The organism is Mucilaginibacter sp. RCC_168 (genome assembly GCF_041355315.1).
In the GTDB taxonomy this organism is placed as follows: domain Bacteria; phylum Bacteroidota; class Bacteroidia; order Sphingobacteriales; family Sphingobacteriaceae; genus Mucilaginibacter.
Genome location: NZ_JBFUPN010000022.1, coordinates 56,733 through 73,899, shown reverse-complemented (window position 1 = coordinate 73,899; position 17,167 = coordinate 56,733). Strand labels below are relative to the sequence as shown.

The following is a 17,167-nucleotide window of genomic DNA, read 5'->3' as shown; positions in this document are numbered from 1 at the left end:
GAACGAATAACCCTGCATGCTTATTCATATGCAGCCTGCTAATGAACATTGAACAGATGAACCGATAAACTAATGACCATTGAACTAATGAACCCATATATAAATGCAATACAAAAAAATTAATAATCTTTTAGGCTGGCTTTGCTTTGTTATAGCTTCTGTTACCTACATTTTAACATTGGAGCCCTCCGTAAGTTTTTGGGATTGCGGCGAATTTATTTCATGTGCCTACCGTTTACAGGTGGCCCACCAACCCGGGTATCCTGTTTTTGCCATGTTGGGCAAATTGTTTTCGCTATTATCATTCGGCGATAATACTAAAGTGCCTTATTTTACCAATTTAGGTTCGGCAGTGGCCAGCGGGGCAACTATTATGTTCCTGTTTTGGACGATAACCGCCTTGGCCAAAAAAATGCTTTTAAATAAGCGCGATGACGTTGTAGAACAATCAAATCTCATCCTGATCATGGGAGCGGGGCTGGTTGGCGCATTGGCCTTTACCTATACCGATACCTTTTGGTTTTCGGCGGTTGAAACTATTGTATTTGCATTATCATCCCTGTGTACCGCTATTGTATTTTGGGCCATATTAAAATGGGATGCACATGCCGATGAAAAAGGTGCCGATAAATGGCTGGTTTTTATAGCCTATGTTATAGGTTTATCTATCGGTATCCACCTGCTTAACTTGTTAACCATCCCCGCTATCGCTATGGTATACTTCTTCCGCAGAAGTAAAAAGATTACAGTTAAAAACGGCATCCTGGCATTTTTGGCCGGTGTTGTTATCCTGGGGCTGGTTCAGTATGGCATCAGGGGATATACTATCAAATTTGCCGCCTATTTTGATCTTTTCTTTGTAAACTCACTGGGCCTTGGTTTTGGCAGCGGCGCGTTTTTCTTTATCTTATTAATTGTTGTAGTGCTTGTTGGTGGTATCATATATAGTATCCGCGCTAAAAAGCCAACGCTTAATCTGGCTTTGTTATGCGTAGCCTTTATATATTTTGGCTATGCGGCTTTTGCCTATATCCCCATCAGGGCTACTGCAAACCCCGATCTGAATAACTCTCATCCCGATAATGCTTTTACGCTTTACGGTTACTTAAACCGTATTCAATATGGCGAAACTCCTTTATTAAGCGGTCCATATTATGATGCTACCGTTACCGATCAGAAAGAAGGCAGCATTATTTACCGTAAAGGAAAAACAAAGTATGAGAATGCCGGTAAAAAGATTGAGACGGAGTACAGCCATACAACGCCGTTCCCGCGTATGTACAGTACCGAACCCAACGATGTTCAGTTTTATAAAGAGTGGCTACGCATTCCGGATGGCCAGGCGCCTGGCTTTGGCGATAACCTGAAATTTATGTTTAGCTGGCAAATGTACCAGATGTACTGGCGCTATTTTATGTGGAACTTTGTGGGCCGTACCAATGATGCCGATGGGCAAACGAGCACTGGTGGTATCGATGGAAACTGGACTACAGGCCTTTTTGATAAGAATCTACCCAAATCATTGCTACACGGGACAACTTATACACCGTTATACGCGCTTCCGCTTATTATTGGCTTAATTGGTACGTTTTATCACCTTAACCGTAAAAAGAAAGATGCGCTTATTGTATTGTTGTTATTCTTCTTTACAGGGCTCGCCATTGTGCTGTACGTTAATCAGCCATCTATACAGCCACGTGAGCGCGATTATTCATACGTGGGCTCGTTTTATGCCTTCGCTATCTGGATAGGTCTGGGTGTTATTGCCATTGCCGAATTTGCCCGTAAATATATCAATGCCAATACCGCCGCTATCGGATCAACCGTGATCTGTTTATTATTAGCTCCGGTATTACTTGCCAGCAAGGAGTGGAAAGATCACGACCGTTCAACCAAGTGGACAGCTCATGATATGGCCTATAACTACCTGATATCGTGCCCGCCAAATGCCATATTGTTTACCTATGGCGATAATGATACCTACTCGTTATGGTATGATCAGGAAGTGGAAGGCATCCGCCCGGATGTGCGTATTGTTAACCTGAGCTTATTTACAGGCGACTGGTACATCCGCCAGATGCAGGGAAAAATGAACCAGTCGGAACCATTACCCATCACCATGCCTTACGATAAATATAAGGAAGGGGTAAGGGACATTATTTACTACAACGACCAGAAAATAGCCGGACCGGTAGAAGTAAAGGAAGTGTTTGACTTTATCTCTTCGGATGATAAAGCCGCCCAGGTACAATATCAAAGCGGCGACTGGGGTAACTATCTGCCAACCAAAAACTTTAAAATTACCATTGATCCTGATGAAGTAATTAAAAATGGGGTAGTTGCTGCCGATCAGAAAGATAAGATCACCAAATCAATGGAGTGGAAATTCACTTCAAACTATGTGACCAAAGATAACCTTGCCATGCTGGATATTTTAGCGCATAACCACTGGAAAAGACCGATCTGCTTTACTACTACTATCGGTAACGATAACCTGATAGGTTTACAGCCTTATTTATATAAAGAGGGCTTTACTTACCACCTGATCCCTTTTGAAAAGGATACTACCAAACATGATCAGCTGGGTAAAACCAATACCATGGTGATGTATAATAACATCATGAATAAGTTTAAATTCGGCAACTTTAAAAATGCCCGTTATTTAGATCATGAATCAACATCGATGTTTTACCCGGTAATGGCCTCTACGTTTATTGATCTGATCCAAAACCTGATGCAGGAAGGTCACAACGATCTGGCTTTAAAAGCACTGCATAAATACGACCAGGAAATGCCTGATATTACACCATACATTGATGTTGCCGGTCGCAAATTATTCCTGGCGCAACTGGCATTTCAGCTTAATGATGTGGTTTTGGGTAAAAGACTTACCAATAGCATTGATGATTACGTTACCGATCAGTTGGATTACAACTATCACCTGCTATCAGATAATTCCAGCAGCGTAAACATGCGCGATGTACAGATCAGTTTGCAAATACTAAACGGTATAGCCGATTTTACCAAAGAAAATAAACAAGCCGATATCAATAAAAAGGTACAGGCACAATTGAATGATTATATGAAAAAGTTTGCCCCGATTTTGGGTGGTGGACAATAATATAAATTTCAGCTATATCAAAAAGCCATCTCAATTATGAGATGGCTTTTTTTATGCACTCTATGTTATTTTAAATAAATATCAAAAAGTCAGGTACTTTCTTTATTTTCAATGCCTGTATGCCAAAGTGTTTTAAAATATACCTAACCTTAATTTTTTGCCCGCTGTTACTGTTGTTTAACAATCAATTAGCTAAAGCGGGTACCCCGGTTGTACATCAATCTTCCAAACCTGTATGGCTAAGCAGCTTTAAGCCTTATAGTCAAAAGCCATCCGCACGAACCATTGAAAGAGGTTTTTTTTATGCGCTTATTGAAGAGCAGATCCAGGTAGAAAAACAGGCGGATTACCATCACGTGATCCGCGAAATTGTATCAGATGCGGGGATTCAAAACGCCTCGCAGATCTCCATAAGCTTTGACCCGGCCTTTGAACGCCTTGATTTTCATGATATCACCGTTTGGCGCGATAATAAGCCGCTAAACCGATTAAAAATATCAGCTTTTAAAGTATTGGCCGACGAAAAGAACCTCTCTGATTTTTTATACCAGGGCACTTTTTCGGCCTTATGTATATTGGATGATATCCGTAAAGGCGACAGGATAGAATACTCCTATACGCTTACCGGCCGTAACCCCATTTTTAAAGGTAAATACTGCGATAATATTTATTTTCAATGGTACACGCCCATAGCCCATCAGTATACGGCTATCATCGCGTCGGCGCAAAGAAAGCTCAATTTTAAATATTTTAATAAGACACCTAAAATAACGGTTTCTGAAAACGGCGGACTTAAACAGTATGCTTATGAAGATTTTCAGATACCGGCTGGCGAGGACTATAATAATCAGCCTGATTGGTATGATCCTTTGGGACATGTGCAAATCAGCGAATATAACAGCTGGGCTGATGTGGTGGATTGGGCACTAAGTATTAATCCTATCGATACACATATTACCGGAGAATTGGCTGATCGCATAAAAAAACTTAAAACAGAAGCCAGTGGCGATAAGGAGAAATATTTCAGAGCGGCTGTGCGGACGGTGCAAAACGAGGTCCGGTACATGGGTATTGAGATTGGCCAGTACTCGCACCGGGCCAATGACCCTCAAAAAGTATTTAAACAGCGCTATGGCGATTGTAAAGACAAATCCCTGTTGCTGGTTTCCATGCTGAATGCCAACGGCATAGAAGCGCACATGGTACTGGTAAATGCAAGCCGCAATGAACATATAGCCGACTATATACCTACACACTATGCCTTTAATCACGCTGTAGTAACCGCTACCGTTAATGGCAAACAGGTTTGGGTTGATGCCACTATTGATTATCAGGGCGGCACGGGCACTGATGTTTACTTTCCTGATTATGGGAGAGGACTGGTATTAAAAGCCGGTAATAATGCCTTAACAAGTATACCGCCTTCAAAAACAGGCAAGATCACTGGTAAAGATATCTATACTATTAAAGATGCAAAATCGCCGGTATTACTCACTGTTAAAACTACCTATACAGGTAATCATGCAGATAATCTACGGGGTAGGTTAGCTTCTAATAGCATGGCCGAAACAGAAAAAAGCTACCTTGATTATTACGCAAAAATATATACCAAAATTGAGCGTAAAGATTCCGTAACCGTATTAGACGATTTACAAAAAAATAGCATCACCACTACTGAAACCTATCTCATCAGTAGTTTCTTTAAGAAAGGGCCCACAAGCAACCGGGTAACTGCTGAGCTTTTTGCTTACAGCGTATCAGACATGTTCCCGAATGTTACTGGTCAAACAAAAACACCTGTATCATTAAGCTATCCATATAATTTGGAGTACACACAACAATTAATTATATCTGGCGGCTGGGATATGGCAACGAAGACTAACACGATTAACCGTGATTATTATCATTTTTCTTCAAATCGCAGGGCTGTGGGCGATAGCCTGTTTTTGCAATACAAGCTAACATTTCTTAAAGATAATATACCGCTTAACAAGCTCGCCGAATATAAAGATGATGTTAAAGAGCTCAATAATACAGGCCTTAGTTATAGCTTCTCTTACATTGGAGCTGAGTCATCATCGACAACCGGCGTTAATGGCTTTATGATCATATTGGCAGTTATACTGATAGCAGTACTTGTTTTTGTAGGCATGCGGATCTATCAGCATGAAACCCCGGCTATAGTTTTTACACCTGGCTCAGGTTTCCAGCCCATTGGTGGTTGGCTGGTGCTGGTAGCCATAGGCCTTGTGCTAACGGCTTGCGGTGCAGTTTTTCGACTATTTTCGGATGATATTTTTAGCCTGCATACCTGGGGCGCCTATAGTGGTAGCCGGTATGAGTTCAATTATAAGCTGGCATTGATATATCAGTTGACAGGCGACACAATATTAGCCGGTTATGCGCTGTTTTGCCTGGTGCTGTTGCTTAACAAGCGCGATATATTACCCCGTTTTATTATTGGGTATTTTATATATGGTATGATTTTCCTGTTGTTAAAGATCATGGTTGTACAACCATTACACAAAGCTGTTTTAACTAATGAAAGTATCTCAGTTGCTGTGCGCTCGGTTTTAATAGCTGTCATCTGGATTTCTTATTTTAAGAGATCAACCAGGGTTATGGAAACGTTTATAGTCCCTTATCCGCCATATAATTATAGTTATGAAGAGCCCGAATCACCGGTAAAGGAAGAGCAGGCGAATCTGGAAGAGTAAATGTTCCGTTTTTGATTTTTGTTCCGTCAATATTCTCCGCAAGATTGCGTATATTTGTATGTGCAACGGCCTTGTTTTCTGATAAAAAGAAAACAAGGCCGTTCTGTTAAGAGGTAAAATAAATCAAAAACAGATTATTGGGTGTGTAGTTATTTGATTATCAATTACCCGATACTTTTTAAACCTTTTAAAACAGATCAAAATCGTGTTAAAATTTGTTAAAAGTGTTAATGAATGTTTTTCGAACGACTTCGAACTGTTTTTGCCACGATTTTGAGCCGGAAAGTGTTAAAATTTGAGGTTTAAAAAGTTTTCAAACGTCTACATTAAATAATATTCAACGAACATTTAACGGCCTGCCGGAAATATTAATTTTTAAAATAAATTTGAGTACTTTAACCATAAAAAGCTATCATGACATTTCAACACTTGTTAGAAGAGGTAAAACATGATGTCATATCATATTTTGATGCGCATCATGATCCCGAACTTGCATACCATAATCTTAAACATACCAAAGACGTTGTTGCCGCCGCAACGCAGATCGCCAATCATTATCAATTGTCCGACGAGGACTTTTTTATAGTGCTTTCAGCAGCATGGTTTCATGACACCGGCTACTTTGTTGATAAAAGCAATCATGAGGTAAAAAGCACTGAGAACGCTACCCATTTTTTAAAGCAAAAAAAGGTAGATAACGCGGTGATTGACAAGGTAAGTGCCTGTATTATGGCTACTGAAATGCCCCAGAAACCAACCAACTTGCTGGAAGAAATTTTGTGCGATGCCGATCTGTTTCACCTGGGTACGGATGATTTTAGAGAAAAAAGCAAGCTCATGCGTAAGGAACTGGAAGCCTGCAGGCATATGGAAATTAATAAAGATACTTGGCGGGCAGGCAATATTGAGCTGTTAGAATCGCATCATTACTTTACCGATTATTGCCAGCTGTTACTTAATGACCAGAAACAAAAGAACCTGGAGAAATTAAAGGAAAAACAAACGGATGTGGAAGAAAAAGCCGAAAAGAAGGAAAAAACTGAAGATGTAATAACTGACACAGATCATGTTGAAGCTGCTGTTGCTAAAGAAGAGGAGCATCATGAAAAAAAACACAAAAGTGATAAACCGGAAAGGGGTATCGAAACTATGTTCCGTATCAGCTCTGCAAATCATCAGCGTTTGAGTGATATGGCCGACAATAAGGCCCATATTATGATTACCGTAAATTCCATCATTTTATCGGCCATTATCAGTTTAGTATTGCGGAAGCTTGATGAGCATTCTAACTTGCTTATCCCTACGTTTATGCTGCTTACGGTAAGTTTAACCACCATGATATTCTCCATCCTGTCTACACGGCCATCAATCCCTCCAGGTATCTTTTCGCCTGAAGATATTGAGAAAAAGACGGTCAACCTGCTTTTCTTTGGTAACTTTTATCGCATGTCATTGAATGATTATAGCGATGGTATGGTGAAAATGATGGATGATAAAGATTTTTTATACGGCAGTCTTATCCGTGATAACTATTCGCAGGGTGTTGTGCTGGGCAAAAAATACAGACTATTGCGGGTTTCTTATAATATATTCATGTTTGGTCTTATTATTTCAGTACTGGCCTTCCTGATCTCATCACTGATATAATCTGCTAAACGAACATCTGCTTTTATGGATCATTACTCATTTTTTGACAGGGACCTGAGTTGGCTGCTATTTAACGAGCGTATTTTGCTGGAGGCCGAAAAGGAAGATCTGCCTGTAATGGAAAGGGTGAATTTTCTTTCGATATTTTCTTCAAATCTGGACGAGTTTTACCGGGTAAGGATGCCCGTTATACTGGCTGTAAATAAGCTAGCTAAAGGCGCTGCACACGAAAAGGAAGATGTTTTGCTGGAAGCCCAGCAATTGATTGAACGGCAGCAACAAAAGTTTGGACAAGTGTTCACCGGCAGGTTGATACCCTTGTTAAAACAAAATAAGGTAAATCTGTTGTTTAATGAGCCGCTTCCAGAGTTGGTGCGGGATAAGGTAACTGATTACTTTTTTAGCCAGGTGATGGCTTTTCTGCAGCCGGTTGACCTATCCGAAACCGGGAAAAAGTTCTTTCCAGAAAACAACCGCCTGTATTTTTTAATCACCCTTGATGTAAAGGGAGAAAAGGAAAAAACAATACTGCTTAATATACCCTCCAATCAATTACCCCGTTTTTACAGCGTATCAGCAGACGATCAACAGTATATTATATTTCTGGATGATATCATCAGGTTTAATCTCGACAGGTTATTTACCAGCGAAACCGTCAGCGGGTGTTATAGCTTTAAAATAACCCGTGATGCCGAGCTTGATTTGAAAGACGAGTATCATGGCGACCTGTCTGAACAGATCGAAAAGCAATTGTTAAAAAGGGATATGGGTATGGCTACCCGCTTTCTGCATCAACCGGGTATTCCGTTGCGTACCCTGCATTCCATAACCGAAAAATTGGGCCTGCAGGGTTCAAGTGTGGTAGAAGGGGGCGCATATCATAATTTAAAAGATCTGATGGGGCTGCCTGTTAATTTGCCCGCTTTACGTTATGCCCGTTGGTCACCAATAGTCAATACGGGTTTGATAGACAAGGAATCATTATTTGACCATATTGCAGACCATGATCAAATTTTTCATGCGCCTTATCAATCGTATAATAGCATACTGCGCTTTTTTAATGAAGCAGCTATTGATAAAGATGTGCAGGAAATATCCGTTACTCTATACAGAGTAGCCAGCGACTCGCGCATTGTAAATGCCCTCATCAGCGCGGCTTGCAATGGCAAAAAGGTGAGGGTAATGGTGGAGCTTAAAGCCCGGTTTGATGAGGCTAACAATATTAAATGGGCCAAAAAAATGAAGGCTGCCGGCGTCGAGATCATTTATAGTGATAAGGCCTTAAAGGTGCATGCCAAAATTGCTTTGGTAAAAAGATTGGTGAACGGCCGGATCAAATATGCCGGCTTGTTGGCCACAGGTAACTTTAACGAAAGCACCGCGGCCTTTTACACCGATCATATTTTAATGACCGCCAACCCGGCTATGCTTCGTGAAATGGAGCTGCTGTTCATATTCCTGGGTAAAAAAGCAAAAACATCCGAAGGTTTTCCTGTCAATTTTAAACACCTGCTGGTGGCCCAGTTTAATTTACAACAGCGGTTTATAGAACTGATTGACCGGGAAATTAACCATGTTAAAAAAGGTTTGGAGGGAGCTATCACGATCAAGCTAAATAACCTGGAAGAGCGTATATTGATCTCCAAATTATACGAAGCCTCACAGGCAGGGGTAAAAATATCGCTTATTGTACGCAGTATTTGCTGTATTATACCGGGAGTTAAAGAAATGAGCGAGAACATTACCGTACGCCGTATTGTTGATCGTTACCTGGAACATGGAAGGATATTTATTTTTCACAATAACAATGAACCCGAGGTTTTCCTGGGTTCGGCCGATTGGATGAACCGTAATATTTACCGGCGCATCGAGGTGTGTTTCCCTGTTTATGATCAAGGTATCAAGGCCGAGATCATGCAGATCATCGATCTGCAATTAAATGACAATGTGCAGGCGGTAATGCTCAATGAAGAGTTGCAGAACATAAGTATCGAAAAGCATGAACCTTTAGTGCATTCGCAGCGCGGCATATATGAACTTTTACAGCACAAAATTGATGAGAAAGTTTAAAAACAACAAAATAAATAGGAAAGTTACTGCTTTCACCATGATGGTGTTGGTTAGCGTGGCAGTACTCCTGGGTATATCCTGCACCAGTAAACCAGAAGTGATAGCAAACCCTAAGGGTTATGATCTGAATAAACCGGTAAAATATAACATGCACATTAATTTAACGGAGATATCGGGCATTGCTTTCAGGCATGGTAAAAGCGATTCGTTATATGCGGAGGAAGATGAAAATGGCAATGTATATTATTTAAAATTAGGTGATAAAAAGGTGAGTGAAAGCCGTTTCGCCAAATCAGGTGATTATGAAGATATTGCTATTAACAATAATTATATGATCATATTACGGAGCGATGGCACATTGTTTACTTTCCCGTTTAATCAGGTAAGGAATAAAGAGATCCCAGGTGTGAAAAAGATAAAAGATGTAGTACCCGCTGGGGAGTATGAAGGCATGTATGCCGATGAAAAAACAAATCGCTTGTATATATTATGCAAAAATTGTGATAACGATAAGCGTAAGATTAGTAGTGGCTATATTTTACAATTGCAAAGCGATGGCACTGTGAAACCTGCAGGAGGTTTTAGTATCGATGTTAAAACGATAGAACAACAATTAACCGGCAAAAAGAAAGGCGCATTTCGCCCATCGGCTTTGGCCAAAAACTTAAATACCAACGAGTGGTATGTTCTTTCATCGGTTAATAAGGTGCTGGCTGTTACTGATGCTTCCTGGAATGTCAAGAATGTTTATACCCTGAACTCAAAGTTATTTAATCAACCTGAAGGGATCGCGTTTGACGATCATAATAATCTTTATATCTCAAATGAAGGCGATCTTGTTACTGCCGGGAACGTATTAAAGTTTAGTTATACAAAGTAATTGATGTTAAAAGAGGCGATGAATTAGTCTGACCAAAAGTTGCTCAGGCGGTATCAAAACCCTCAAAAATATGACTAAACTAATACTATGATTTTGATAGTAAGGTCAATACAGATTGATTAATTACAAATCTGTTACTTACAAAAGCCATTGTTAGTTATAACTTTGACAAGGCAAATGTATTATTGGCGATGCAATAAGCAACGGCAACAAAAAGAATATCCGGCCAAACTGAAGATAGATACACCATATCTTTCAATAGTTTTAGTTTTAAACAGGATAATTATATAAAAATGCACACAGAAATTTTAAATATAAATAAGGATGATTGTTTTTTATGTCAGGTGAATACTTGCCTGTCATTTAATCCGTTCGTGGAGCATTTGAAGGAGCGCATACAAACCGAAAAAACACTTAAAAGCGAGTTTTACAGGTATGTATTAAATAAATTTGAACAGGATACCTGTATTGATCTGGATCTGCACCCCGAAGATGCTGAAAAGTACCGGGAAATGCTCGAGCTGATCTACAGCATACTTACACCTCCTATTTTAAACGAAAAAGAGTTTTTTTGGGCTTTGAGTACACCCGTGCCCGAAAAAATATTCTTTAGTACCGATGCTTTTTTCGATTTCCATTCCAGTAATCATTCCGGCTTGCATGCAGTAAATATTAGTAAGGGCGAATTATTTAGTCAGCGTCAGAAGCGGTTTATATACAATTTGATACTGGAGCGCTTATACGGTTTTACGGCGGTGTCAAAAAACGAAATGCTGTTTACCAACGCCGATCCTGAAACAGGACTTTCACGCTTTTACAACATCCAGACCAACACACAGTTTGTTAATATAAAATTGACTGGCGACTTACCAGAGATCAATTTTGATGCCATTGAGCCATATATTAATGATTACGAAGGGATAGATGTTTTAGAAGATATACTGCCGCTCTCTAATTTTAAATTTGAAGGGTTTACGGTAATAACCCTAACCGATGTAACCTTGCCCCACGCCATAGAAAGCATCCGTAATGAGCTCGTAAACCATTCAAACAACGAAGCCGACCAGTACGATCTGATCATCGAATCGCTTAAAACACTTTCCGAAAACCCGGCTATTGAGTTTGGCTTATTGCCCTTCTTAACAGTCAATAATAAATTAATATTCGATACCAACGAATGTTCGCAAAGTGTGCTCATTTCATCCGCAAAGGAATTTAGCCTGGCCGAGGAAACATTTTATGCCATTACCGACGATTATAAGCAAAACCCCAAGCCTGTATTCTTTCGGTCGCTGACCGACGAAAAGGTAACAAAACATCCCTTTCTTAATATTTTAAAGCAGGCGGGCATTAAGTCCTACGGTATTTTCCCGGTTTATTATAATAAAAAAATGGCCGGTATCATGGAAGTTTATTCTTACCAGGAGATCGTGTTTTATGAAAAACTGTTATCGAAGTTACAGGCTGCTATCCCGTTAGTAGCTCAGTTACTGCAAAACAGTATAGACCAGTTTACCTCCCGCATAGAGACCATCATCAAAGATAAATTTACCTCGTTGCAGCCATCCGTTCAATGGAAGTTTAACGAGGTGGCCTGGAACTATTTGCGGAAAAGCAACAGGAAAAAGAAAAACCAGGAAATAGAGACTGTGGTTTTTGATAATGTATACCCCTTGTTCGGCGCAGTTGATATCCGTAACTCCACCATCGAGCGTAATAGTGCTTTGCAGGAAGACCTAAAGTCGCTGCTCACCACTATTATGGAAACGTTGACCATATTAAAAAAGCACATCCACCTTACATTAACCGACAGGCTGATTTATAAATGCGAAGAGTGGCTGGAGAAGGTGAACGGCTTTATAACCACCAATGACGAATTGATGCTTGATGGTTTTTTGCATGATGAGGTAAATCCCTTTCTTGATCATTTCCGGAAGAATTATCCCAACGAAAAAGAGGTAATAGATCGTTATTTTGATTCACTTGGTGAAGAAGAAGGCCTTTCTTATGCCCACAGGCGTAACCTGGAAGCGTCTATGCAGCTTGTTAATACTTCTATCAATCACTATCTGGAGCAGGCGCAGGAAGAAGTACAGGGGTCATATCCTTGCTATTTTGAAAAATTCCGCACCGATGGGGTAGAATATGATATTTATATAGGGCAATCCATAGCTCCCGAAAAGATGTTTGATGTGTTGTATTTAAAAAACATCCGTTTATGGCAGCTTAAATCAATGGCCGAAATTGCCAGGCTTACTCATGGATTAACCGAGCAGCTTTCAAGGCCATTGCAAACTACACAACTGATATTTATACACTCAAATCCTATTGATATCAGTTTCAGGAACGATGAAAGACGTTTTGATGTGGAAGGAGCCTATAATATCAGGTACGAGGTGGTCAAAAAACGCATCGATAAGGTTTTAATAGCCGGAACAATTGAGCGGTTGACCCAACCGGGTAAAATTGCCATGGTTTATTTTAACCAGGCAGAAGCTGCCGAATATCTGGAATATATTAAATACCTGCAGGAAGAGGACATATTGCTGGATGACCTGGAACAGCTTGAACTGGAAGAATTGCAGGGTGTTACCGGTTTAAAAGCGCTTAGGGTAGGTGTTAATTACGAAATAGCTTTAGAAAAATAAAACTATTTTGTAATATGCAGTGGTGCTACCATTGCTTAACAAAAACCATATCATGCGGCCTGCTAAAAATGTGCTTAAAGTATTATTCCTTTCTTTAACGGGGATTTTTCTGTTGGGCCCACAGCGCTTAAAGGCACAGATTACAGGCGATAGTATAAAATTGGCTATTGAGCCCACTTATAATAGGGTAAGCAAAACCCACCGGTTTTTTCTTGGCGAGAGTTATCGGAAGCTTTGGGCTGCACCGGTTAAGTTGCCCATATTTCATATCTCCAAAGAAAAAGGAGGCTTGAAAATTCTGCAAAAGGGCGGGGGACAACAAACCAAATCATTGCGACTGCAAGATTCAACCGGGCAGCAATGGGTGTTGCGTACCATTCAAAAATACCCGGAAAAGGGTCTGCCGGTCGATCTCAGACCAACTGTAGCCAAAGATATATTGCAGGATCAGGTGTCGGCAGCACATCCGTTTTCGGCGCTCACTGTGCCGCCGCTGGCCCAGGCATTGGGTGTGCCGCATTCTAATCCCAAAATTGTTTATGTGCCCGATGATCCTGCCCTGGGCGATTACCGGAAAGATTTTGCCAATCAGGTTTTTTTATTTGAGGAACGGGAGCCTCTTGATGCCGAAAAAACTGATAATACTGAAAAGGTACAACGAAAGCTACTTGAGGATAACGACAACCGGGTTAATGAAAAGACCGTTTTAAGGGCACGCCTGCTGGATATGCTCCTTGGCGACTGGGACAGGCACGAGGATCAATGGCGCTGGGAAAAGATAGATGGCAAGCACGAAACCATTTATGAACCTGTACCCCGCGATCGCGACCAGGTGTATTATAAAACGTCGGGTGTGTTACCCTGGATAGTGGCCCATCAATGGTTGAAATCAAAGTTTCAGGGTTATAGCGACGAGATTAGAGATATCAATGGCTGGAATTTTAACGCCCGGTATTTTGATCGTTACTTTTTAAATCAGTTGAGCGAAGACGATTGGAAAGAACAGATTAGCTATGTGCAATCCAAATTGACAGATGAACTGATCAACAAGGCTATGAAATTAATGCCTGATGCCATTTATCAGCTTTCGGGTAAAGAGATAGCCGATAAGATGATAGCCAGGAGAAATGGATTGGCCAAACAGGCATTGGAATACTATCGTTTTATATCGCGCGAGGTAGAGATCCCGGCGAGTGATAAAACAGATCAATTCACTGTTCATAATGAACCAAATGGCGATTTAACGGTAACGGTTAATAAGATCAAAAAGGATGGCAGTATCGACAAGGTAACCTATCACCGTATATTTACACCTGCTGTAACCAAGGAAGTCAGGCTTTATGGTTTTGCTGGTGATGATGTGTTTTCGGTTACAGGTAACCAGCCTTCGCCAATTAAAGTACGGATGGTTGGCGGGGATGGTATGGATAGTTTTACTGTGAACGATAGTTTACATAATAAACGGAATTTGTACATCTATGACCGTTCCGACCAGCAAAACAAACTACCACCGGCATCGCAGGCAAAAAATAAAACGTCAACAGATACTACTGTAAACAGTTACGATAAAACCAGTTATAAATTTGATCGTTTTGAGCCTATTATTTTAGCCAATTACAGTAACGACATTGGTGTGTTGCTTATCGGTGGTTTTTCTTATGAAAAGCATGGTTTCCGAAAGGAGCCTTATTCGTTTAGGGAGGAGTTTTTAACCAATTACTCGTTGGCGCGGAAGTCGTTATTATTTACCTACGTGGCCGAGTGGAAGAAACTTATAGGAAATAATGATTTTGGTATTAATATACTGTCGAGAGGGCCTAATAACCTCAGCAACTTCTTTGGAATAGGTAATAACACCGTTTTTGAAAATAAAGATGACCATAAGATCTCTTATTACCGTAACCGGTATGATTACGTTACCGGTGATGTTTCATTGCACCATACCTATGGTAACTGGCGTTTAAGCGCAGGTGTAGCCGGGCAGTTTTATAACAGCCAGGCATCAAACAACAGTAAACGCTTTTTGAATGACTATAATCAGGCGTATCCAAATGAAAAAGTATTCGGTACCAAGGTTTATGGAGGGATAACCGCTAATGCCAAACTGGATACCCGTAATAAGTTGATTATACCTACGCAAGGAATTTTATGGAATACAACCATTAGCGGGTATTCTGGCGGTGGCTCGGGAAGCCATAATACCTACGGGCAAATTTTGTCTGAGTTTAGTTTCTATTTAAACCCCGACAGGGATTCTGTTTTGGTGATAGCCAACCGTACCGGTTTGGGTACCACAGTAGGCGATGCCGCTTATTTTCAATTGATGAAGTTGGGCGGAGCACAAAATTTCCGTGGTTTTCATACCAACAGGTTCACCGGTAAAACTATCGCCTACAATAATCTGGAACTGCGCCTGAAAGTACTTGATTTTAGCTCCTACCTATTACCAGGCTCATTGGGTATAATCGGCTTTAATGATGTGGGTCGGGTATGGCAACCAGGTGAATCTTCCGATCAATGGCATGATGGCTACGGCGGGGGAATCTACCTAATCCCGGCTCAATTGGTATTGATTGAAGGGGTGGTTGGCTTTTCTAAAGAAGGAGCTTTGCCTTATATATCGATAGGGTTCAGGTTTTAAGAAGATCAATCTATAAAAATAATAGAATAAATCATGTCATTGCGCAGCGTGGCAATCCCTAACTATACAGAGTAAATCTGCAAAACCACTCTCACTCTGCTAATCGGGGATTGCCACGCTGCGCTCGCAATGACGGGTTGATTGTTTAACTCATTCTCATTTTGAGAGATATGGTTACAATAACAAAATATCAATCTGGTGCGCATGAACCATATCAACTACGGGTGACCATGCAAAAACTGTAAATCGACCATCCTGTGAGGCTACCAGTGCTATGGCATCTTTTTGGTCAAATACAAATTGAGCCGCCGATAAATGCCTTGTACCGCCATTTTGTGCCGGATGAATTATTTGAGTAGAGCAGCCAACTACAGGTTCGGTAACGATAATTTCTTCAATACGGACGCTTTTGGACGACCGGCCGATCTTGGCGCCAAAGGCCAGTAATTCATGCTTGTCGTTAATCACCGTTGCGCCATCTATAGATGTTAGTCCACCGATCGTATCTACAGCCCGGCGTAGTTTTTCCTGCCAGGAGGTATGGTATTTTTCAATCCCTTCGTGTATCATCAGATCGGTGAGACCAGAGAAGGCAGGAGATACCGGGTATGATATCGGCGTAATGATCGACTCCATCCAATCGTCGTTGCCGGAAGGAACTACCAGTAAGATCCCTCCACGACGGTGTGCCTGCATCGAAGCTGCCAATTGTACCAAAACATTCACCGGATCGTTCCAGGATGATGGTAAAGTAAAATCGAGCATAGAGGTGAGTATAGTAGGGCAGTCGGATAGGGTTGAACCTTGTTCGTCGACCACTTTAATATCATCGCCTTTTAAAATAGCGATGTTCAAAAATTTACCGAAGCCGTCAACCCTGCGGTGTTTGATCACCAGTAAGCCCGGTTCTATCACTTCCAGTACAAAGCAATAAGCAGGTATAGCCAATGTAGTACCCCAAACATAAAGCTCGCCATCCTCAATCCAAACACCTAAATGTATGCCTGGTTGTTGAACGGCAGAGGCAAACTTGGTGAGAATATTAGGTGCAAGCGGTATTTTATGACCAAATAACAGGGGTTGCCCGGCACTTTCGGGCGGCAGGAATGCCAAAGTAAACTTTGGCGAATACCCTTCTTCCCGGCGCAAACTCGCCCAAAAGGCTATATCGATTATATTTTCAATGATACTGATGTCTGGTGTGGGGGCAGCAACATCGGCATCAGCTTCGGCATTAACCAAAGAGTGAAAATGTTTAAAATGTCTTTCAATGGAGGGTGCTACAACCCGGGCAGCTTTATAAGTAGGTTCAGAAGTTGTGCTGCTGGTTTTCATTTTTCTTATACGAGGCTTGTTGTGTTACCAAAAATAACGCTATTTACCTGCTGACACAAACAAATAGGTCAAAATTGCAATTGGAGGATAATTCTGTTTTAGTAAAAT

General features: G+C 40.9%; 8 protein-coding genes. 7 read left to right on the top strand and 1 reads right to left on the bottom strand.

What is annotated here, in order from left to right:
* Positions 1–103 precede the first annotated feature (103 nt).
* The 7 genes from AB6735_RS20615 to AB6735_RS20585 all read left to right on the top strand — a co-directional run bounded on the left by AB6735_RS20615 (position 104) and on the right by AB6735_RS20585 (position 15,724).
* The gene (locus AB6735_RS20615) at positions 104–3,121 is read left to right on the top strand and encodes a DUF2723 domain-containing protein (RefSeq protein WP_370997942.1); all 3,018 of its coding nucleotides are present in this window, start codon (positions 104–106) and stop codon (positions 3,119–3,121) included.
* Positions 3,122–3,240: 119 nt separating this feature from the next.
* Positions 3,241–5,838 carry a DUF3857 domain-containing protein gene (locus tag AB6735_RS20610; RefSeq protein ID WP_370997941.1) on the top strand — a complete coding sequence of 866 codons (2,598 nt, stop codon included), beginning with the start codon at positions 3,241–3,243 and terminating at the stop codon, positions 5,836–5,838.
* 414 nt (positions 5,839–6,252) lie between these two features.
* On the top strand, positions 6,253–7,485 hold the full coding sequence (locus tag AB6735_RS20605) for a Pycsar system effector family protein (protein ID WP_370997940.1): 1,233 nt from the start codon (positions 6,253–6,255) through the stop codon (positions 7,483–7,485).
* Positions 7,486–7,509: 24 nt separating this feature from the next.
* The gene (gene ppk1 / locus AB6735_RS20600) at positions 7,510–9,555 is read left to right on the top strand and encodes a polyphosphate kinase 1 (RefSeq protein WP_370997939.1); all 2,046 of its coding nucleotides are present in this window, start codon (positions 7,510–7,512) and stop codon (positions 9,553–9,555) included.
* Positions 9,542–10,435: an SdiA-regulated domain-containing protein gene (locus AB6735_RS20595; RefSeq protein ID WP_370997938.1), complete on the top strand. Its 894-nt coding sequence runs from the start codon at positions 9,542–9,544 to the stop codon at positions 10,433–10,435. The genes ppk1 and AB6735_RS20595 overlap by 14 nt, the downstream gene beginning before the upstream one ends.
* A gap of 293 nt (positions 10,436–10,728) precedes the next feature.
* Positions 10,729–13,083: a GAF domain-containing protein gene (locus tag AB6735_RS20590; protein ID WP_370997937.1), complete on the top strand. Its 2,355-nt coding sequence runs from the start codon at positions 10,729–10,731 to the stop codon at positions 13,081–13,083.
* A gap of 52 nt (positions 13,084–13,135) precedes the next feature.
* Complete coding sequence (locus tag AB6735_RS20585) at positions 13,136–15,724, top strand: hypothetical protein (RefSeq protein WP_370997936.1); 2,589 nt, start codon at positions 13,136–13,138, stop codon at positions 15,722–15,724.
* Positions 15,725–15,898: 174 nt separating this feature from the next.
* Here AB6735_RS20585 and AB6735_RS20580 read toward each other — a convergent pair whose 3' ends face one another.
* The gene (locus AB6735_RS20580) at positions 15,899–17,059 is read right to left on the bottom strand and encodes a putative sensor domain DACNV-containing protein (RefSeq protein ID WP_370997935.1); all 1,161 of its coding nucleotides are present in this window, start codon (positions 17,057–17,059) and stop codon (positions 15,899–15,901) included.
* Positions 17,060–17,167 lie beyond the last annotated feature (108 nt).